General features: G+C 69.7%; 19 protein-coding genes. 3 read left to right on the top strand and 16 right to left on the bottom strand.

From position 1 onward, the window contains the following. Positions 1–179 precede the first annotated feature (179 nt). The 7 genes from EGT67_RS23990 to EGT67_RS23960 all read right to left on the bottom strand — a co-directional run bounded on the left by EGT67_RS23990 (position 180) and on the right by EGT67_RS23960 (position 6838). Positions 180–1127: a 2-hydroxyacid dehydrogenase gene (locus tag EGT67_RS23990; RefSeq protein ID WP_127918668.1), complete on the bottom strand. Its 948-nt coding sequence runs from the start codon at positions 1125–1127 to the stop codon at positions 180–182. 81 nt (positions 1128–1208) lie between these two features. Next, positions 1209–2081 (bottom strand): alpha/beta fold hydrolase, encoded by an 873-nt coding sequence (locus EGT67_RS23985; RefSeq protein ID WP_127918615.1) that lies wholly within the window; start codon positions 2079–2081, stop codon positions 1209–1211. Continuing rightward, positions 2078–3070 (bottom strand): DODA-type extradiol aromatic ring-opening family dioxygenase, encoded by a 993-nt coding sequence (locus EGT67_RS23980; RefSeq protein WP_127918614.1) that lies wholly within the window; start codon positions 3068–3070, stop codon positions 2078–2080. The genes EGT67_RS23985 and EGT67_RS23980 overlap by 4 nt, the downstream gene beginning before the upstream one ends. Further along, positions 3070–4440 carry a M20 family metallopeptidase gene (locus EGT67_RS23975; protein WP_241566218.1) on the bottom strand — a complete coding sequence of 457 codons (1371 nt, stop codon included), beginning with the start codon at positions 4438–4440 and terminating at the stop codon, positions 3070–3072. The genes EGT67_RS23980 and EGT67_RS23975 overlap by 1 nt, the downstream gene beginning before the upstream one ends. A gap of 124 nt (positions 4441–4564) precedes the next feature. After that, complete coding sequence (locus EGT67_RS23970) at positions 4565–5860, bottom strand: aromatic ring-hydroxylating oxygenase subunit alpha (RefSeq protein WP_127918613.1); 1296 nt, start codon at positions 5858–5860, stop codon at positions 4565–4567. Between the two features lie 94 nt (positions 5861–5954). Then, positions 5955–6356 carry a hotdog family protein gene (locus EGT67_RS23965; RefSeq protein ID WP_127918612.1) on the bottom strand — a complete coding sequence of 134 codons (402 nt, stop codon included), beginning with the start codon at positions 6354–6356 and terminating at the stop codon, positions 5955–5957. Beyond that, entirely contained in the window at positions 6353–6838 is a 486-nt protein-coding gene (locus EGT67_RS23960) for an FAS1-like dehydratase domain-containing protein (protein ID WP_127918611.1), read from the bottom strand. Before EGT67_RS23960 ends, EGT67_RS23965 begins: the two co-directional genes overlap by 4 nt. A 102-nt stretch (positions 6839–6940) precedes the next feature. On the opposite strand from EGT67_RS23960, the gene EGT67_RS23955 reads away from it, so the two are divergent. Together EGT67_RS23955 and EGT67_RS23950 are read left to right on the top strand one after the other, a co-directional pair. Then, on the top strand, positions 6941–7792 hold the full coding sequence (locus EGT67_RS23955; RefSeq protein WP_206612481.1) for an alpha/beta fold hydrolase: 852 nt from the start codon (positions 6941–6943) through the stop codon (positions 7790–7792). After that, positions 7789–9045 (top strand): multidrug effflux MFS transporter, encoded by a 1257-nt coding sequence (locus EGT67_RS23950; protein ID WP_127918609.1) that lies wholly within the window; start codon positions 7789–7791, stop codon positions 9043–9045. Before EGT67_RS23955 ends, EGT67_RS23950 begins: the two co-directional genes overlap by 4 nt. On the opposite strand, the gene EGT67_RS23945 is transcribed toward EGT67_RS23950, so the two are convergent. The 3 genes from EGT67_RS23945 to EGT67_RS23935 all read right to left on the bottom strand — a co-directional run bounded on the left by EGT67_RS23945 (position 9008) and on the right by EGT67_RS23935 (position 11604). Further along, a complete protein-coding gene (locus EGT67_RS23945) occupies positions 9008–9754 on the bottom strand; it encodes an IclR family transcriptional regulator (protein ID WP_127918608.1) in 747 nt (248 codons plus the stop codon). The genes EGT67_RS23950 and EGT67_RS23945 overlap by 38 nt on opposite strands. A gap of 114 nt (positions 9755–9868) precedes the next feature. Next, a complete protein-coding gene (locus EGT67_RS23940) occupies positions 9869–10837 on the bottom strand; it encodes a 2-hydroxyacid dehydrogenase (protein WP_127918607.1) in 969 nt (322 codons plus the stop codon). 5 nt (positions 10838–10842) lie between these two features. After that, positions 10843–11604 carry an SDR family NAD(P)-dependent oxidoreductase gene (locus EGT67_RS23935; RefSeq protein WP_127918606.1) on the bottom strand — a complete coding sequence of 254 codons (762 nt, stop codon included), beginning with the start codon at positions 11602–11604 and terminating at the stop codon, positions 10843–10845. Between the two features lie 182 nt (positions 11605–11786). On the opposite strand from EGT67_RS23935, the gene EGT67_RS23930 reads away from it, so the two are divergent. Beyond that, entirely contained in the window at positions 11787–12563 is a 777-nt protein-coding gene (locus EGT67_RS23930; protein WP_127918605.1) for an SDR family oxidoreductase, read from the top strand. 121 nt (positions 12564–12684) lie between these two features. On the opposite strand, the gene EGT67_RS23925 is transcribed toward EGT67_RS23930, so the two are convergent. The 6 genes from EGT67_RS23925 to EGT67_RS23900 are packed head-to-tail and all read right to left on the bottom strand — an operon-like array spanning position 12685 to position 18433. Continuing rightward, positions 12685–13500: a MaoC/PaaZ C-terminal domain-containing protein gene (locus EGT67_RS23925; protein ID WP_127918604.1), complete on the bottom strand. Its 816-nt coding sequence runs from the start codon at positions 13498–13500 to the stop codon at positions 12685–12687. Positions 13501–13526: 26 nt separating this feature from the next. Continuing rightward, positions 13527–14705 (bottom strand): lipid-transfer protein, encoded by a 1179-nt coding sequence (locus EGT67_RS23920; protein WP_127918603.1) that lies wholly within the window; start codon positions 14703–14705, stop codon positions 13527–13529. Further along, positions 14705–15154: a MaoC family dehydratase gene (locus EGT67_RS23915; RefSeq protein WP_127918602.1), complete on the bottom strand. Its 450-nt coding sequence runs from the start codon at positions 15152–15154 to the stop codon at positions 14705–14707. The genes EGT67_RS23920 and EGT67_RS23915 overlap by 1 nt, the downstream gene beginning before the upstream one ends. After that, positions 15151–16263, bottom strand: coding sequence for an acyl-CoA dehydrogenase family protein (locus EGT67_RS23910; protein WP_127918601.1), 1113 nt, complete (start codon positions 16261–16263; stop codon positions 15151–15153). The genes EGT67_RS23915 and EGT67_RS23910 overlap by 4 nt, the downstream gene beginning before the upstream one ends. After that, complete coding sequence (locus EGT67_RS23905; protein WP_127918600.1) at positions 16263–17270, bottom strand: bifunctional MaoC family dehydratase N-terminal/OB-fold nucleic acid binding domain-containing protein; 1008 nt, start codon at positions 17268–17270, stop codon at positions 16263–16265. The genes EGT67_RS23910 and EGT67_RS23905 overlap by 1 nt, the downstream gene beginning before the upstream one ends. Beyond that, on the bottom strand, positions 17267–18433 hold the full coding sequence (locus EGT67_RS23900; protein WP_127918599.1) for an acyl-CoA dehydrogenase family protein: 1167 nt from the start codon (positions 18431–18433) through the stop codon (positions 17267–17269). The genes EGT67_RS23905 and EGT67_RS23900 overlap by 4 nt, the downstream gene beginning before the upstream one ends. Positions 18434–18544: the final 111 nt, after the last annotated feature.

Below are 18544 nucleotides of genomic sequence, written 5' to 3'. Positions count from 1 at the left end.
GGTGAAGAAACCTAACGGCGGCGAATCGCGACGAGAACGAACGCGGTCCACCGTGCGGACCGGGCCGGAGAACTTACGTGGCCGCAACATCCGAGCGCGACGCGGCGCACGTTCGGAAACGCGCGGGAAACATGCTGACCTGTACCGATCCGACCGGACGACGGACTTCGGGGGCTCCGTCAGAGGGTCCAGCGGGGCGCGCGCCCCGTGCACACCCGACTCACGTTGCGGGCTGTCATCGCGTAGATCCGCGTGCGGGCGGTGGCGCTGCCGCCGGCGACGTGCGGACTGAGCAGGACCCGGTCGATCCGGCACAGGTCGCTGTCCGGTGCGAGCGGTTCGTCGTCGAAGACGTCCAGCGCGGCACCGCCCAGCCGCCCGGACCGCAGCGCGACGGTCAGCGCCGACTCGTCGACTACCGACCCGCGAGCGACGTTCACGACGATCGCGTCCTCCGGCAACCGCGCGAGTTCGCGGGCACCGATCAACCCGCGGGTCACCGGCGTCAGGGGAACCGCGAGCACCAGCACGTCCGACACGGCGAGCAGGTCGTCGAGTTCGAGATACCGGGCCGCCGCGTCGGCTCTCGGTCGTTGCGCCGTGTACGAGACCTCGCAGCCGAACGCCTCGAACAGTCCGGCACAGCGCCTGCCGATGTCACCGAACCCGACTATCCCGACCCGACGATCGCCGAGGTCGCGGCAGCCGCGCTCGAGGATCCGCTCCTGCGGCCACTGCCCGCGGCGCATCTCGTCGTGCCCCCAGCCCATCGATCTGCTCAGGCTCGCGGCCGCGACGACGGCCCACTCCGCCACCGAGGCCGCGTTCGCCCCGGGGGTGTTGGCCACCGGCACCCCGGCGCGGTGCCACGCGTCGACGTCGATCCAGTTGACGCCGACCCCCGGTTGCTGGACGAGCCGCAGATGACCGCCGACCGCGGCTTCCGCTGCGCCCAAGGGTAGTTCACCGCTCCAGTCGCCGACGACGATGTCGGCGCCGGGGAGCAGGGCACGCAGCTCGGCCCGGGTACGGGTGACCGGTCGGACCACCTCGGCCTCCGGGACCGCACCGCGCAGGTGTCGTCCCAGGTCGTCGTGGTCGTCCGGCGCCAACAGCAGTATCCGCATCACGGACGGTCCTCTCGATGCGTGAAGCCGGCCACGCGGGACGCGCGGCCGGCTTCACCGACGGGGTGGCGGGAAGGCGACTCAGGCGACGCTGCTCGCCTGCGCGGACGCCTTCGCCAGGAACTCGAGGCTCAGCGGGTTGTACAGCGCCGCCTGCTCGTGCTGCGGCCAGTGCCCGCACTCGGGGTAGAGCTGCAACTGCGCGCCCGGGATGTCCTCCGCCATCTTCTTCGCCTCCGGCACGTCACCGAACGGGTTCTCGTGACCCCATACCACCAGGGTGGGTGCCTGGATCCGGGCGAGCCGATCCGGCCGCAGCAGGTTGCGCTGACGGGTCTCCATGTCCTGCAGGGACAGCAGGTTGTGGATGTTCGCGACGAAGTCCGGCTGGTGGTAGATCCGGTGCCGCGCCTCGACGAGTTCCTCGGTGGCGTCGACCGGGTCGTGCATGAGCAGTCGCAGCCGCGCCCGGGTCAGCTCGACGTCGTCGCTCTGCACCGCCCTGGCCGTCGAGGTGCGGATGCGCTCCATGATCTCCGGATTGGCCACGGTGCCGCCGGCCGCGAGCAGTTGCACCGACAGCACCCGCTCGGGCTGCTCGCTGGCCAGGTGCGCGGCGACCCAGCCACCGAGCGACTCGCCCACCAGATGGACCTTCTCCAGGCCGACGGCGTCGAGGTAGTTCACGAGATGCTCGACGTAGCGCGGAATCTCGTACGGGTAGTCCGGCTTTCCGGTGTAGCCGTGCCCGAGCATGTCGATCGCGTGGCACTCGTAGTGCTCGGCGTGCACCGCGATGTTCCGGGCGAAGGCCTCGAGGTGACCGCTGGTGCCGTGCAGGAAGACCACCGCCTCGTCGCCGGATCCGGCCTGCAGCGATCGGGTGGGGATGCCCGCGGCGTCGACGGTCTTGACCGCGAAGTCGATGCCGGCCAGTTCGTTCCAGATTGTCATGAGTGTGTCCTTTGCAGAAGAGATGAAGGTGAATGTCCGTGCGCCGCCGGTGCCGCCGCGGGATCCAGGACCACGACGCCCATTCCGGTGAGCCATTCCGGAATAGCCTCGTAGGCAAGCCGTTCGGCGGGGATGTAGTCCATCATCGCGGCCATCATCAGCCACGTGCGGAGTTCCTGGGCACCGTTGCCCGCCTCGGTCTCGATGTCCGCGCTCGTGTAGCCCGCGAGTTCGCCGGCCTTGCCGACCGCGAACAGGTCGAGGATCCGGTCGTCGAACTCCGGTGAGATCGCGGCCTCGGCGGCCCGGATGATCTGCCGCCGGCGCGCGTCGTAGTCGGACCAGTTCTCGCGGCCGTCGAGCCAGGCCTGCACCATGAAGTCCTCGTCCTCGCCGTGCGGGTCACGCCAGTCCGGCCACGGCAGCCGATGCGACAGCCCGCCCGAGGCGATGACGGCGACCCGCTTGTCGCCGGGGTACGACGCGATCGCGTCGCGGAGCGCGAGCGCGAGGCCCTCGCACCGATCGAACGTCGGCAGCGGGGGCGCGAACACGTTGACCACGAGCGGGACGATCGGGACGTCGAGACCCGCCAGCAGGTACTGGATCGCGTGCGACTGGCCGTGATCGATCTGCAGACGCGCCGAGAACGCCAGATCGAACCGACCGCCCTCGACCACCTCATCGGCGAGGTGGCGCGCGAACTCGACGTCGACGTTCTGCGGGCCCTTCGGCGTCCCGGATTCCCCACTCGCGTTGCACTCGCCCACCCCGAGCGTGAACGGCGGGATGAGGTCGAGCCAGAATCCACGGAAGTGGTTGGAGCCGAGAAGGATCACCACGTCCGGCCGGGCGGCCACGATACGGTCACGGGCCGCACCCAACGCGTCACGGAACCGCTCGGCCTCCGCCTTGTGGGTCGTCTCCTCCCAGTGCGTGTTCATGAGGGTGCTGTGCGACGCACCGACCCCCAGCACCAGCTTCGCCATCAGTCGATCCCCACTTCCTCGAGCGAGCGGGTCGCGGTGTCGACCGCGACCCGGATCAGGTAGCGCGTGAGGCGCTCCGCCACGCGCAGGTCCACGGTGTTCATCCCCATCGCGAAGTCGACCTCGAACGGAGCGTCGACCACCTTCGGCATTCCGACGCGTACCGTCGGGATGCCCCGTCCGCGCAGGATGTTGGCGTCGGTCGCGCCGCTGGCGTCGTGGAACTCGTGGTGCGGCCCGCCCTCGAACGCCTCCCACGCCTCGATCGCACTGCGGCACAGCCACATCTGTTCGTCCGAGGCCTCCCCCGGTATCGCCAGGATCTGCTCGACGTCGATCCGCGCGTCCAGGTCCGCCGCGATCTCGCGGACCACGGCGACCAGTTCGCGCTTGGCCGCGGTGGGCGTGGTCCGCGGACTCAGCCGCAGGTCGACCATCATCCGCACCTGCCCCGGCGTGAAGGACGCGGTGCGCTCCCAACCGCCCCGGATGTTCGCGACCATGCCCTGCGGGAGCACCAGGCCGTCACGGTGGCGGGTCGAGTACTCCGGAAACCAGTCCTCGAGTCGCCCCGCGACCTCCCCGGCCAGCGCGACCGGGTTCCGGTAGGGCAGACGGTGCCGGGAACCGACGTAGGTGTGGCTGCCGTGCACCGTGATCTCGAACCACGCGAGCCCGACCTCCTCCCACGACACGGTCCATCCCGGCTTGGCGATCACCGCGAAGTCCGCCCACACCCCCTGCTCCAGCAGGAACGAGCAGCCGACGCCCTGCCCCGTGTTGAGCCGCGGATTACCCACGCCAGGACGAGCATTGGTGGGCATCCCGCCGGCCCCGAATCCGGCCAGGAGGTCACCGGTCAGCGGGATCTCCGCGGCACGGATCGCCTCCACGGCCGCCATGACGCACGCCGCGTGCCCCTTCGGATTCGACGCCCCGAGGCCGACCACGTAGTCGCCGTCGACGGCGGCGTGGGCGCGCATGTCCGGGCGCAGCGTCTCCGCGGCCCACGGCACGTCCTCCGCGGCGTTGCCGCTCGTGACGGTGTCGATCGGCGCGTACAGCAGCAGGTCGGGGCCGGTGCCGGCGCCGCGCACCCGCGCCCACGAGTTCGCCTGCCGATCGTCGAGGTACATCGTGTGCGCCTCGACGCCGGAACCGGCGAGGGTGTCCGTGATGTGCCGGGCGAGCGGCGCCTCGTCACCGGTGGGACTGACGATGTCGACCAACCCCACCGTGAGGTCCCGCAACCGCTCACGGTTCACCCGCGCCCACGCCCGCTCGGTCCAGCGCCGCCGCTCCTCGTCGAGACCCGCGAGCGGGTCGACGTGGCTGCCGGGCCGCACGGGCGGGGTGGCGTCTACGGTCACGAGTTGACCTGGTGCACCTGGGTGTTGCTGCGCGCGGCGATCGCGCGCCAGGCCACCGGTGCCCCGACGGCCAGGAGCACGCCGAACGTCACACTGACGAGAGTCTTGAGCATCGTCTTCTCCTCTAGTCGGAAGCGGCCGGGGTTCGCGGAGCCGCTGCGGCACCGTTCGATTCGGCGGTGGGGGTGGCTCGGCGTCGTTCGCGCACGGGCCGGGCCGGCGGCTGCGGGGTGTGCGCCACCGCCGCGGCGATCTTCTCCGCGTACTCCTCCTCCGCGAGGTTGCGCCACGCGGTGAGCGAGATGTCGGGTCGGTAGAGCTTCTCCGGCGGCGCGTCCGTGACCCGGACCATCCATTCGTCCTGACCGGAGAACTGGCCGTGGAACAGCCAGCGGATCGCGCCGAGGTACTTGGCGTAGAAGCCGAGCTTGGCCGCGCCGGTGACGAAGTTGACCATGAGGCCCACGTACTGGTGGTTGTCCTCGTCGACCGGAACGTAGAACTCGTAGTGGATGAAGTTCGGGTAGGCGATGCGCAGCACACCCGGCATCGACAGCGACGCGAAGCCGGGGAACTTCTGGGCCTCGATCACGGGGTTCACCTTCAGGCCCGCGCCGACGTTGCCGATCTGCGAGATCTGCGTCTCGTCGGGCTTCTTCTTCCACCAGCGCTTGTTGGTCCACTTGCCGACGCCGGGGAAGTCCGCCTCCCAGTACACCTCCTCCTGCACGCGGTAGAGCCACCGCCCCTCGGGCACGATGCTCGTGATGTTCCACGTGGGCATCGGCTTGAACAGCCGCCACAGCGCGGTGCGGTGCAGGTACTTGGCGTGCCCCTCGTCGAATCCGTTCTCGCACGCGAATCGCCAGTTGCCGCCGCGCGGCTGGATGCGGCCGCCGACGATGCCCTCGTTCTCGACGAGTTCGCGGGGCAGCTGCTCGTCGATCGGGGGCGCGGGCTCCTCCGCGATCGGGATGTACACCCACACCAGGCCGAGCCGCTCCTCCACGGAGTACGTCCGGACGGAGAGCTTGCCGCAGATCTTCGAGTCGGGTCCGTCGGTGATGACCGCGGCCAGCTTGCCGTCGTTCAGTCGGAACGTCCAGCCGTGGTACGGGCAGCTGACGGTGCCCGGGAACTGCTGGTCGCCCTCCGACAGCGGCACGCCGCGGTGCGGGCAACGGTCGTGCAGCGCATAGACTTTGCCGCTGTCGCGGATGATCGCGAGCTTCTCGCCGCAGATCGTGTAGCTCTTGGGATCCTTGGTGATGTGGCTGGACCACGTCACCGGGTACCAGTACCCGCGGTAGCCGCTGCCGGCCTCGTTGTATCGGGGCCACGCCGTCCAGTCCTGCCGACCGGCCGCACGCGGCCTCTCCGGGAGCGCCTGCGTGGCGTCCGGCGCCTCGACACCAGTCATGTGAAGTCCTCTCGACACGAGATCTTTTGGTACGCAGATCTTCCGACGAACGCGTCACGCTTCCAACGGATCCGGTTCGCTCAGCAGACCGGGTTCACCGACGGATCACGGCGGCCTCGCCGATCGCGCACAACGTCCCGTCGGAATCCCGCTCCTCGAGGTCCAGGACGATCCGGTCGTCGTGGACGTCGCGCACCGACCCGGTCACCGTCAGCGTGGTGCCGACGTACGCGGGCGCGCGGTTCCGCCATCCGACGGACAGCACCGCGTCCGGGTCGCCCGCGTACCGGGTGGCGGCCCGGAAGAACAGGGTCCCGTGCAACTGCGCCATCACGACCCGATCGTCGAGACCCTCGGACTGCGCGTACGCGGTGTCGTAGTGGATGCGGTGCGCGTTGTGCGTGGCCGCGCCGAATCGCAGCACGCGAACCGGATCGGTCTGCAGCACAATCGGTTCGATCGCGTCCCCGGTGTTCGGGATCGGTCGGTCACTCATCGGACGATGAACCTCTCCGTGACGGTCGCCAGCGCACCGGCCGCGGACGCGCGGTAGGTCTTGACGACGGTGATCAGCAGGAAGCGGGCGTCGCCGCTCCCCTTCCACTCGACCCGGGCGACCGTTCGGTCGACCTCGATGCGTTCGCCGAGCGGCGGACGCCGGTGGAACTCGATGTCCTGACCGCCGGCCATCAACCGGACGTCCAGGCCCGACGTCCCGGGTACCTCGTCCGCGAACATCCCGTCGGTGCGGTACGCGTCGTCGTCGGCGCCGCTGGGCCCGCGCAGCAGGCTGGGCACGTACAGGGGGTGCACCGCGAAGTCCGGGCGGTCCGGGTCCAGGTAGCGGGGGTCGGCCTCCGCGCACGCGCGCGCGAAGGCGACCGCCTCGTCGGGGCGGATCGATCCGAGATCCCGGTGCTCGCGGGTGCCGACCGTCGACGACACCCGCTCGTGGACGGCGTCCAGTGGAGTTGTCATGCGGCGACGCTAGGAGCGAGACCACCGGCACGGCCACAGACCGGGACCGCCTGGCGGACCGCGATCCTTTGCCCGCGCGCGGCGATCGGGTCAGGTATGCGCATGACGAATCGACCGAACAGCTTGTACGCCACCGCAGCCGGCGTGAAGTTCCACTACCACGACCTCGGTGAGGGCGCGCCCACGATCTTCCTGCACGGCGGCGGGCCGGGCTGCACCGCGTGGTCCGACTTCGGGCCGGTGGCGCCCCTCTTCGCGCAGGACCGCCGCGCGATCCTCGTCGACATCCTGCAGTACGGCCTGTCCGACAAGTGCACCATCACCGGGCCGATGTGGGACTTCCACGCCGCCAAGATCGTGGCGCTGCTCGATGAACTCGGCATCGACCGCGCCGACTTCGTGTGCAACTCGTGGGGTGGCACCATCGCACTCAATCTGGCGGCCAAGTACCCCGACCGGGTGCGCTCGCTGGTGATCACCGGCAGCATGCCGGTGTTCTACGGACCGCTCGCGCCGCTACCCGAGGACGGCCGCCGGGGACGCAACGCCCGCGACGTCTACTACGGCGGCGAGGGCCCGACGCGGGAGAAGATGCGCCAGCTCATCACCAAGCTCGAGTGGTTCGACGGCGAACGCCTGCCCGAGGAGACCCTCGACATGCGCTACGAGCAGAGCCTCGACCCCGACGAGATGGCCCTCGCCGCGGCGTCGGACAACCCGCGCGGCGATTGGCAGGATCTGACCGCGGAGCTCGGAATGATCCAGGCACCGGTGCTTTTCGCGTGGGGCATGCACGACGCCTTCCTCACCCCGGACTACCCGCTGATGCTCGCTCGGATGATCGAGCACGGCCACCTGTACGTGATGGACAAGGCGTCGCACCACCTCCAGGAGGAGCGGCCGCACGACTACTACACCGTGGTGACCGGATTCCTGAATCAGCAGCATCCGTGACGACCGACGCGCCCGCCGGCGCGGCCCGGGAGGACGTCCGCGTCGCCGCGCCCGAGGGCGGGAGCCGGATCCGGCTGGTAGTGATCCTCGGCCTGCTCACCGCCCTCGGGCCGTTCACGGTGGACATGTATCTGCCGGCGCTGCCGGCGATCACCGACGACTTCCTGACGTCGGACGCCGCCGTTCAGCTCACGCTCACCGGGACGCTGCTCGGCCTGGCCCTCGGTCAGCTGGTGATCGGACCGCTCTCCGACGTCTTCGGGCGCCGCCGGCCCCTCGTCCTCGGCACGTCGCTGCACGTCGCCGCGTCGGTGGCATGCTGGTTCGCACCCTCGATCGAGGTCCTTGGCGCGTTGCGCGCACTCCAGGGTCTGGGCGCGGCCGCGACCGGGGTGATCGCGATGGCCGTGGTCCGCGACCTGTTCGACGGCCGAGACGCAGCCATCGTGATGTCGCGGCTGATGCTCGTCATGGGAGTCGCGCCGATCCTGGCACCGTCGATCGGGGGCGTGCTGCTGACGGCGGTGTCGTGGCACGGGGTGTTCCTCGTGCTCGCCGGGCTGGGGCTGGTCATGATCGTCCTCGGCGGCGTCGCCATGCCCGAGACGCTGCCCCCGTCGGCCCGTGTGGGTCGTGGGATCGCGCCCGTCCTGCGCACGTACGCGGCGCTGGCCCGCGACGGGCACTTCATGGTGCTCGTGCTGGTGTGCGGGCTGGTCCGGGCGGTGTTGTGGGCCTACATCGCCGGTTCGTCGTTCGTGATGCAGGAACAGTTCGAACTGGCACCCGGCGTCTACGGATTCGCGTTCGCCTGCGGCGCGATCGTGCTGATCGGTGCGTCCCAGCTCAACGTCGCGCTGCTCGGCCGGTGGACACCTCTGGGCATCTGCCTGTCCTCGCTCGCGGCGAGCACGGTGATCGGCGGCGTCGCGATCGGCCTGGCCGCGACCGACACCGGCGGGTTCCTCGGCTTCGCGCTGCCGATCCTGGCGCTGCTGTGCGCCACGGGATTCGTGATGCCGAACGCGCCGGCGCTCGCGCTGTCCCGGCATGGGGAGGCGGCCGGCACGGCCGCGGCGATGGTCGGGTTCGCACAGTTCGGGGCCGCGGCCGTGATCGCCCCGATCGTGGGACTGCTCGGCAACACGTCGCTGGCCATCGCCGTCGCGATGACCGGATCGGCCGTGTTCGCCCTGATCGCGCTCGGCGCGATCGTCAGGCCGTCCGCGCGATCTCGTACAGCGCACGGCTGACGCCCTGACCCGCGGTCTGCAACGGTCCCGAGATCCGGGCGACGTTCATCCGGGCCGTGCTCGTGGAGACGCTGATGGCCCCCACGACGGTCGATCGTCCGGAGAAGATCGGGACCGCCGCGCTGGCCGTCCCGAGGCGGACCTCCTCGGCCTCGACCGTCAGCGCCTCGCTGCGGGCACGATCGAGTTGCCGCCGGAGCATCGTCGCCGACCCCACCGTGCGATGGGTGAACTTGGCGAGGCCGCGGGCGACGACCTGGTCGAACACCGCCGTCGGCGAGAAGGCGAGCAGCACCTTGCCGGTGGCGGTGACCTCGAGTGGCAGGCGTCCGGCGACACGGGACGGCAGATCCACCGACCCGTGCCCGGAGATCTTGTCGATGTAGAGCACCTCGAGGCCGTCCCGGATCGCGAGGTGGACGGTCTCACGGGTGATCGCGTGCAGTTCCTGCAGAAACGGGAGCGCGGCGTCGCGCAGGATCCGCTGCGTCGGCACCAATTGGCCCAGTTCGAACAGCCGCAGTCCCAACCGGTAGTCGGTACCGACCCGCTCGAACAGCCCCAGTTCGACCATCTCGGCCGCGAGCCGGTGCACGGTGGCCTTGGCCACCCCGCTGCGCCGCGACAGCTCGGTGAGCGACAGCGAACCCGACTCGGCATCGAAGGACTCGAGCAGCAGGCGCACCTTACCCAGCAGCGATGTCACCATCAGGTGCCTCCTACGATCGCCGTCCCATTCAGCGGGACCGGTGCGCAGAGCCTACCGAGAATCGATCGAATGTTCGTTTCGATACCGGTGGCCACCGAAGCGGGCGGGGAGGTGTCAGCCGACCGTCCACAGCGGCGTCTCGCCGCGGCACACCCGCGCGACGTTGTCGCCGGTCATGCGGAACATCCGCTGCCGCGCGGTGGAACTGCCACCGGCGATGTGGGGGCTGAGCACCACGTTGTCGAGGTCGAACAGTTCGCTGGCGGGATCGAGCGGTTCGGCGGCAAAGACGTCCAGCGCGGCGCCGGCCACCGAGCGGGACCGGATCGCCGCGGCCAGTGCGGCCTCGTCGACGACCGGGCCCCGGGCCACGTTGACCACCAGCGCCTCGGGCGGCAACAGTGCCAGTTCGCGCGCACCGATCAGGCCCCTGGTCCGGTCCGTGAGCGGGACCGCGACCACCACGACGTCGGACTCCGACAGAAGATCTTCGAGCGCGCGATGGCGCAGCGCGGAGCCCGCGTCCGGGCGACGCGACGTGTACGCCACCTCGCACCCGAACGCCTGGAACAGCGCCGCGCACCGACGGTTGATGTCGCCGAACCCGACGAGCCCCACCCGCCGCTCACCCAGATCGCGGGCGTCGCGCCGCAGGATCGACGCCTGCGGCCAACGGCCGGAGCGCATCTCGGCGTCCGCCCACCCGATCGAGCGGCACAGGTTCGCGGTGGCCGCCACCGCCCACTCGGCGACCGACGCGGCGTTGCCGCCGGGTGTGTTCGCCACCGGGACACCGGCCCGCGCCCACACGTCGACGTCGATGAAGGAGATTCCGACGCCGGGCTGCTGGATCAGCCGCAGATGTCCGCCGAGCGCGGCCTCTTCCACGCCGAGGCGAAGCCGCCCGGACCAGTCCGCCACGACGATGTCGACGTCGGGCAGCTGTTCCCGCACCGCCCCGGCGGTGCGGGAACTCGGCCGGACGATGGACCCGGAGCCGCCGACGGCATCGCGCACCGCCGCCTCGATCGCGGGATCCTCGGCGAGCACCAGGATCCGGTTCCGACCGATCTCCGCGTCCATCTGCGTCAGCCCCAGCGGGACTGGCCGCCGTCGAGCGGGATGGTCGCGCCGCTGAGATAGCCGGCATCGCTGCTCACCAGGAAGACGACGGCCCGTCCGATGTCGCTCTCCGGATCACCGATGCGGCGCAACGGAATACCGGCCTTGAACTCCTCGGCCTCCTCGGGGTACTCGTTGATCCACCACTCGAGCGCCGGCGACAGGGCGTGCGGCGCAATTGCATTGACGCGGATGCCGTCGATGCCCCATTCGCAGGCCGCGGCACGGGTCAGCGCCCGCATCCCCTCCTTGGTCGCGGCGTATGCGCCGTAGTTGCTCGCGTCCCATCGCACCGCCGCCGACGTCACGAGGTTGATGATGGAACCGCCGCCGCGCTCCTTCATCGACGGGTAGCACGCCCGCATCAGACGCAACGTCGCGAGCGGACCCGTCTCGAACGAGCGCTCGAAGTCCTCGTCGGTGACGGACAGCAGCGGTCCGGGCTTGCAGTCGTTGGCGTTGTTCACCAGGACGTCGACGCCGCCGAAGAACTCGACGGTGCGCGCGACCGCCGCATCGATGTCCTCGGCCTTGCTGACGTCGCACGGCACGGCCAGCGCCTTGCCGCCGTAGGACTCGATCTGTTCGACCGTCTTGACGAGTTTCGACTCGGTCCGGCCCGAAACGGCGATCGAGACGCCCTCCTTGGCCAGAGCGTGCGCGATGCCCTGACCGATGCCCTGACCGGCGCCCGTGATCAGTGCGACCTTGCCGTCGAGCTTGCCCATGTATCCCCGCTCTCGAAGTCTCGTGAACTGCGCAGACCTGGTGTTACAGGCCTCCAGTCGACTATTCTCAACCAAGCATTTGCTTGAGCGCAGCGTTTTCGCGAAATCGATGGCGAAAACTTCTGGGCACCAATGATCCTCACGGTGTGCGGGCGCTGCGACACGACAGAAAGGCAGTTCGCATGAACTACCCCAACCCGATCGACTACTCCGGTCGCACAGTGGTCGTCACGGGCGGCACCAAGGGCATCGGCTTCGCCATCGCCGAGCACTTCCTGCAGGCCGGCGCCGACGTCCTGGTGTGCGCACGCAACGAACCGGAGACGCTCCCGACGGTCGACGGCCGCAGTGCCGCCTTCCGGGCGGTGGACGTCCGCGACCCCGCCGACGCGACCGCCCTGATGGAGGACGCGGTCTCCCGCTTCGGCCGTCTCGACGTACTGGTCAACAACGCCGGCGGCTCCCCGGACGCCGACGCGGCCACCGTGTCGCCGCGCTTCGTGGAGAAGATCGTCGCACTCAACCTGCTCGCGCCGTACTACATGGCGCAGGCCGCGAATATCGTTATGCGCGAACAGGAGACCGGCGGCGCGATCGTCAACATCGGCAGCGTCTCGGCGCACCAGCCGCAGCCTGGCACCGCCGCCTACACCGCGGCCAAGGCCGGACTGCTCGGCCTGACCAAGGCCCTGGCCCTCGAGTGGGCCCCGAAGGTCCGCGTCAACCACATCACGACCGGTCTGATCCGTACCGAGGCGGCAGCGTCGGTGTACGGCGAGGACGGCGGCGCCGCCGTCACCCGCACCCTGCCGATGGAGCGCATGGCCGTGCCCGCCGACATCGCCAAGGCGTGCCTGTTCCTGGGCAGCGACCTGTCGTCGTACGTCAACGGCGCCGACCTGGCCGTCCACGGCGGCGGCGAGTACCCGGCCCGCTACATGGCGACGCAGGGCAGCTGAGCCGAAATGAGAACAGCTGCGGGAGCGCGATTTCGTCGAGCGCTCCCGCAGCTGAAGTCCTGGCCGAATGTCACATGCGTCGAGTTGGACTGAACGCATGTGACATTCGGTCGTCGCACACCTACTTGGTGAACACCGCGTAACCGCCGGAGATCGCCGGCTTGCCCTCGCGGACCAGCTCGAACGACAGGCCGGAGGCGTCGCCCCAGGCCTTCAGCTCCGCCGTGTCACCGGGGAACACCGGCGCGGCGAAGCGGCCCTGCAGCTCGGTCAGGTCCGCCGGGTGCACGCCGAGTTCCTTGGCGAGCGGCAGCGTCGACGCGGCGAGCGTGCACAGGCCGTGCATGATCGGACGCGGCTGACCGATGCCCGCGGCGGCGGCCGGATCGATGTGGATGTGGTGGCGGTCGCCCGTGAGACGGTACAGCGCGGCCACGTTGAACGCCGTCTCGAGCTGAGCCGTCACGTTGGCCTCGCCCTCCGGTGCCGGCGGCTTGGACGGGCCACGCTCGCCACCGAATCCGCCTGCGCCCGGGGCGAACAGGGACCAGGTCGCGACGAAGTACTCGCACTCGACCTTGACCTCGAACACCGCCGCAGCGCCCTTGTCCCAGACCTCGCCGACGCTGGCCTTCAGCGTGACCTCACCGCTGCGGGGCAGCGGCGCGAGCACCTTCAGCTCCTGCGAGCCGTGCAGCGCGGTCTTCATGTCGAAGGCACCGCGCTGCCCCAGCTCGTCGGGAGCCCACTGGGCCAGCGTCAGCGCGAACGTCGGCAGCACCCGAAGCCGGTCCTCCATGACGAGGTCCAGGTCGGTGGCCTTCGCACCCACGGCCAGCGCGTACAGGATCGCGTCGCGCTCGTCGTAGCTCACCGTGCGGGTGCCGAGGTCGACCCCACGCCACGCGCCGGCCGGCTTCTGCTCCACTGCCGTCATCTCTCGGTCCTTCCAACTAATTCGGGTCAGGCGGCGCCGAGAATCAGGCCACTCGTGGGAACCGCGGTTCCCGCCGTGACGAGCACGTTCTCGACACCCTCGGGCTGGTTGGTGGACGTGCCCCGCACCAACCGGACCGCCTCCGCGATCCCGTTGACGCCGTGCAGGTACGCCTCACCGACCTGACCGCCGTGCGTGTTGCTCGGCAGCCGTCCACCGATCTCCAGATTGCCCTCGCGGATGAAGTCCTTGGCCTCGCCGGGACGGCAGAAACCGAGTTCCTCGAGCTGCGGGAGCACCAGAGGAGTGAAGTGGTCGTAGAGGATCGCGGCGTTGATGTCGTCCGGCGTCAGGCCCGCCTGCGAGTACAGCTGACGACCGACCAGACCCATCTCGGGGATACCCGTGATGTCGGGACGGTAGTAGCTGGTCATCATGTGCTGGTCCTTGCCCGACCCCTGAGCGGCGCCCTTGATGATCGCGGGCTTGTTGCGCAGGCTCTTGGCGCGCTCGGCCGAGACGATGACGAGGGCCTGGCCGCCGTCGGTCTCCTGGCAGCAGTCGAGCAGGTGCAGCGGCTCGGCGATCCACCGGGAGTTCTGGTGGTCCTCGAGCGTGATGGGCTTGCCGTAGAACCACGCGGCGGGGTTGTTCGCGGCGTGCTTGCGCGCCACGACAGCGACCCGACCGAAATCCTCACTCGTGGCACCGTACTGGTGCATGTACCGCCGAGCGAACATCGCGACCCACTGGGCGGGAGTCGCCAGTCCCTGCGGGGTCAGCCACGCGTAGGCTGCGCGGTCAGCGGTCGAGTCCATCGGGCGGTCGTGCTGGCCCAGGCCGAAACGCATACCGGAGCGTTCGTTGAACGCACGGTAGACCACCACGACGTCGGCGACGCCGGTCGCGACGGCCATCGCCGCCTGCTGCACCGACGCGCATGCCGCGCCGCCGCCGTAGCCGATCCGGGAGAAGAACTTGAGCTCCCCCAGCCCGCAGTTGCGGGCGACGAGGATCTCGCCGTTCGTCTCCATCGTGAAGGTGCTCAGACCGTCGACCTCGGACGGTGCGATACCGGCGTCGGCGAGCGCGGCGGTGACCGCCTCGCACGCGAGCTGCAGCTCGGAGCGACCGGACTTCTTCGAGAACTCGGTGGCGCCGATGCCGACGATCGCGGCGGCACCCGAGAGCGGGCTGACTGCCATCAGGCGTCCTTCCCTTCGCTAGCGGCCGGGTAGGCGACCGTAACGGTGCCCGACAGGTGGTTGCCCAGGCTGTTCGCGCCCACGACCTTCACCTCGACGAGGCCGTTCTCCTTCGAGACCACCTCACCCGTCATCGTCATGGTGTCGCCCGGGTAGTTCGGGGCACCGAGGCGGATCTTCACGCGGCGCACCGTCGCGACCGGTCCGGCCCAGTCCGTGACGAACCGCCCCGCCAGCCCGTTGCTGGTGAGGATGTTCATGAACACGTCCTTGCTGCCGCGCTGCTGCGCCAGCTCGGGGTCGTGGTGCACGTCCTGGAAGTCGCGGGTGGCGATGGCCGTCGAGACGATCAGCGTGCGGGTCAGCGGGATGGCCAGCTCGGGCAGCACCTCGCCGACCGTGATGTCGTCGTAGCTGCGGCCCGTCAGCGCGGGTGCGGTGGCGGTCATCCGACCACCTCGACACCCGCGGCGAGCTGTGCGCCCAGCCGCGCGAGGTCGGACGCCGAACCACCGAGGGTGGCGCCGATCTGCTTGCCCCACAGCAGGTGCCGGTGCACCGGGTAGTCGGTGTCGACACCCATGCCGCCGTGGAGGTGCGTGGTGCGGTGCACGATGCGCTGGCCGCCGTCGGTGGCCCACCACTTCGCGACCAGGACCGAGGTGCCGGCATCCGTGCCGTCGACGAGGTTCTGGGCGGCCTGCCAGAGGGTCACGCTCATCGCCTGCAGGTCGATATAGCAGTCGGCGAGCTGGTGGTTGACGGCCTGGAACGTCGCGAGCGGGCGCCCGAACTGCTGGCGGCCGTTGAGGTACGTGACGGCCTGCGCGACCGCGCCGGAGCCGACACCGAGCTGGATCGCGGCCAGGGCGAGCTCGACGCGGTCCTGCAGCCACCGCGCGGTGGTGCCGTCGGCGGGGCCGAGCAGCTCCGCGGGCGCGGACTCGAAGGTGACGTTGCCGCAGATCTCCCAGTTGGTGGACTGCGTCTGCTCCACCGAGACACCGGCGGCGGCGAGGTCGACGACGAACAGCGCGGAACCGGTCGGCGTGGTCGCCGAGACGATCGCGCGGTCCGCGACGTGGGTGATCGGGACGACGGCCTTGGCGCCGGTCAGGGTCCACTGGCCGGCGGCCTCGGTGGCGGCGGTCTGCGGGTCACCGTCGACGTACGGGCCGAACTCCTCGAGACCGATCGTGAGGAAGCTGGTGCCCTCGGCGACACCCGGGACCAGCGCGGTGCGCTGCGCGTCGGTGCCGAACTCGGCGACCGCGAGGGCCGCGAGGGCCGACTGCCAGATCGGCACGGGCGCGACGTGGCGGCCCTGCTGCTCGAGCAGCACGTACAGCTCGGACAGGCCCAGGCCGCCGCCGCCGAGATCCTCGGGCAGCGCGATGCCGAGCAGACCGGTGTTCGCGAGTTCGCGCCACAGATCGCGATCGATGCGCTCGTCGCTCAGCTCGACCTGCTTGACGCGGTCGATGTCGGCCTTGCTGGTGAAGACCTCGTCGGCGAGGTTGCGAATTGCCTCTTGCTCTTCGCTGAAGTTGAAGTCCATCAGGAGTCCTCCCGTGCGGCCGGCCGGAACGCGGGCAGCGTCAGATCCGGGTCGGCGTCGATCCAGTCCAGTTCCACCGGCATGTCGATCTCGACGTCCTCCGGCGCGATGCCGGTCATGTTCGCGATCAGGCGGGTGCCCTCTTCGAGCTCGATCGTCGCCACGATGAGCGGGTACTCGAATCCGGGGATCTGCGGGTGGTGGTTGACGACGAAGCTGTAGACGGTGCCACGGCCCGAGGCGTCGACGGTGTCCCAGTCGAGCGACTGGCACGCACCGCACATCGGTCCGGTGGGGTGGCGCAGCACGCCGCAGTTGGTGCAGCGCTGGATCACCAGGCGGTGCTGCTTGGCGGCCTCGAACCAGAAGGCGTTGTCGGCGTTGAGCGCCGGACGCGGGCGCAGACCCGGGATCGGCCCCGAAGACTTCTCTGCCTTCTCCGCCGGCTTCTCTGCGGCCTTCTCGCTGCCCTTCGGCTTGAAGCGCAGCGTGCGCCAGCGCTGCGTCGCGACGACCTCGTCGTCCCCACTGTGCGCATTCGCGGCACCGCCGCGGCGGTAGGTCTTGAGCGTCGTGACGAAGTGACCGACGCCGAGGCCCGTCTTCTTCTCCTCGGAGATGTCCTCGATCACCTCGGTGAGCGAAACCCGATCGCCGGGGCGTAGTTCCACGAAGAACTCGAAATCCGAGTCGGTCGCGACGACGGACGTGAAGCCCTCGTCGTCGAGCGTGGCGATCAGATCGGTCCACACCTGCGACGGATCGTTGTTCGCCATCTTGTCGTTGAACGTGCGCATGGTCCACACCTGCGCCATGAGCGCGGGTGCGACGGCGCCGTCACGGCCGGTCGCCCGGGCCGCGTCGTCGTCGAGGTAGATCGGGCTGGTGTCGCCCATCGTCTCGACCCAGTGGCGGATCATCGGGGTGTTGACCTCGTCCGGACCCCACGTCGTGGAGGTCAGGACCTGACCCTCGAATGCCTTGAGCTTGGTGAGGAATTCGCTCACTTGACCCTCTTCTCACGCGCGAGGCCCAGGCCCATCGTGCCGACCATGTCGCGCAGGACCTCGTTGACGCCGCCGCCGAACGTGTTGACCATGCCCTGGCGGGAGATCTGCTCGATCTGACCGGCCAGCAGCGCACCCGGCGACTCGGGGCGGATGCGGCCCGCGGCGCCGAGAATGCCGAGCAGCGTGCGGTACACGTCGATGTGGGTCTCGGTGCCGTACGCCTTGGTGGCGCCGGCGTCCGCACCCGAGAGCGTGTCTGCCGCGACGGCGGCCGTCATCTTCCAGTTCAGCAGGCGCATCGCCTCGAGCTTCGCGTGCGTGCGCGCGAATTCCTGCTGCACCCACGGAATCTCGATGGCACCGTTCTCCTTGGCCCACTCCAGGACCTGGTGCCACAGGCCGTAGGTGCGGCCACCGATCGCGGCGAGGCCGATGCGCTCATGGTTGAGCTGCGCGGCGATCAGCTGCCAGCCGCCGTTGACCTGCCCGATGATGTCCTTCTGCGGGACACGGATGCTGCTGTAGTACGTCGAGGTGACCATGAGGCCGCCGACGGTCGGGATCGGCGACCACGAGAAGCCCGGGTCGTCGGTGGGGACCACCAGGATCGAGATGCCCTTGTGCTTGGGGGCCTCCGGATCGGTGCGGCACGCGAGCCACACGTAGTCGGCGGTGTTGGCGCCCGACGTGAAGATCTTGTTGCCGTCGACCACCCACTCCTCGCCGTCGAGGACCGCGCGGGTCTTGAGCGAGGCGAGGTCGGTGCCGGCCTCGGGCTCGGTGTAGCCGATCGCGAAGACGATGTCGCCCGCGAGGATGCCCGGCAGGAAACGTTCCTTCTGCTCCTCGGTGCCGTACTTCATCAGCGTCGGGCCGACGGTGTTGACCGTGACGAACGGGAACGGCAGACCGGCGCGCTGCACCTCGTCGAAGAAGACGAACTGCTCCTCGATGGAGCGGCCCTGTCCGCCGTACTCCTTGGGCCAACCGATACCCAGCCAGCCGTCCTTGCCGAGCAGCTTGACGACCTCACGGAAGTACTGGCCGCCCACGCCCTCCTCGCCGGCCTTGCGACGCTTCTCCTCGGGCAGAAGGGCCGCGAAGTACGCGCGCAGCTCCTTGCGGAGCGCGAGCTGTTCGGGGGATTCCCTCAAATCCATCGTTACTCTCCCTAACAACAAACGACTGACAAACGACGTCATTGCCAAAGCAGACAGCCGCCACGGGTGACGGCTGTCTGCCTGCGTTGGTCCGGACGCTAACCAGCGCAC

Origin of the sequence: Prescottella agglutinans (assembly GCF_004011865.1) — a bacterium.
Taxonomy (GTDB): Bacteria; Actinomycetota; Actinomycetes; order Mycobacteriales; family Mycobacteriaceae; genus Prescottella; species Prescottella agglutinans.
This window is presented reverse-complemented; position numbering and strand designations above follow the sequence as displayed.

Coding starts and splice junctions, on each gene's coding strand:
- EGT67_RS23990 (WP_127918668.1), bottom strand. CDS start 1,127: ATGCGGATACTGCTGTTGGCGCCGGACGACCACGACGACCTGGGACGA.
- EGT67_RS23985 (WP_127918615.1), bottom strand. CDS start 2,081: ATGACAATCTGGAACGAACTGGCCGGCATCGACTTCGCGGTCAAGACC.
- EGT67_RS23980 (WP_127918614.1), bottom strand. CDS start 3,070: ATGGCGAAGCTGGTGCTGGGGGTCGGTGCGTCGCACAGCACCCTCATG.
- EGT67_RS23970 (WP_127918613.1), bottom strand. CDS start 5,860: ATGACTGGTGTCGAGGCGCCGGACGCCACGCAGGCGCTCCCGGAGAGG.
- EGT67_RS23965 (WP_127918612.1), bottom strand. CDS start 6,356: ATGAGTGACCGACCGATCCCGAACACCGGGGACGCGATCGAACCGATT.
- EGT67_RS23960 (WP_127918611.1), bottom strand. CDS start 6,838: ATGACAACTCCACTGGACGCCGTCCACGAGCGGGTGTCGTCGACGGTC.
- EGT67_RS23955 (WP_206612481.1), top strand. CDS start 6,941: ATGACGAATCGACCGAACAGCTTGTACGCCACCGCAGCCGGCGTGAAG.
- EGT67_RS23945 (WP_127918608.1), bottom strand. CDS start 9,754: ATGGTGACATCGCTGCTGGGTAAGGTGCGCCTGCTGCTCGAGTCCTTC.
- EGT67_RS23940 (WP_127918607.1), bottom strand. CDS start 10,837: ATGGACGCGGAGATCGGTCGGAACCGGATCCTGGTGCTCGCCGAGGAT.
- EGT67_RS23935 (WP_127918606.1), bottom strand. CDS start 11,604: ATGGGCAAGCTCGACGGCAAGGTCGCACTGATCACGGGCGCCGGTCAG.
- EGT67_RS23930 (WP_127918605.1), top strand. CDS start 11,787: ATGAACTACCCCAACCCGATCGACTACTCCGGTCGCACAGTGGTCGTC.
- EGT67_RS23925 (WP_127918604.1), bottom strand. CDS start 13,500: ATGACGGCAGTGGAGCAGAAGCCGGCCGGCGCGTGGCGTGGGGTCGAC.
- EGT67_RS23920 (WP_127918603.1), bottom strand. CDS start 14,705: ATGGCAGTCAGCCCGCTCTCGGGTGCCGCCGCGATCGTCGGCATCGGC.
- EGT67_RS23915 (WP_127918602.1), bottom strand. CDS start 15,154: ATGACCGCCACCGCACCCGCGCTGACGGGCCGCAGCTACGACGACATC.
- EGT67_RS23910 (WP_127918601.1), bottom strand. CDS start 16,263: ATGGACTTCAACTTCAGCGAAGAGCAAGAGGCAATTCGCAACCTCGCC.
- EGT67_RS23900 (WP_127918599.1), bottom strand. CDS start 18,433: ATGGATTTGAGGGAATCCCCCGAACAGCTCGCGCTCCGCAAGGAGCTG.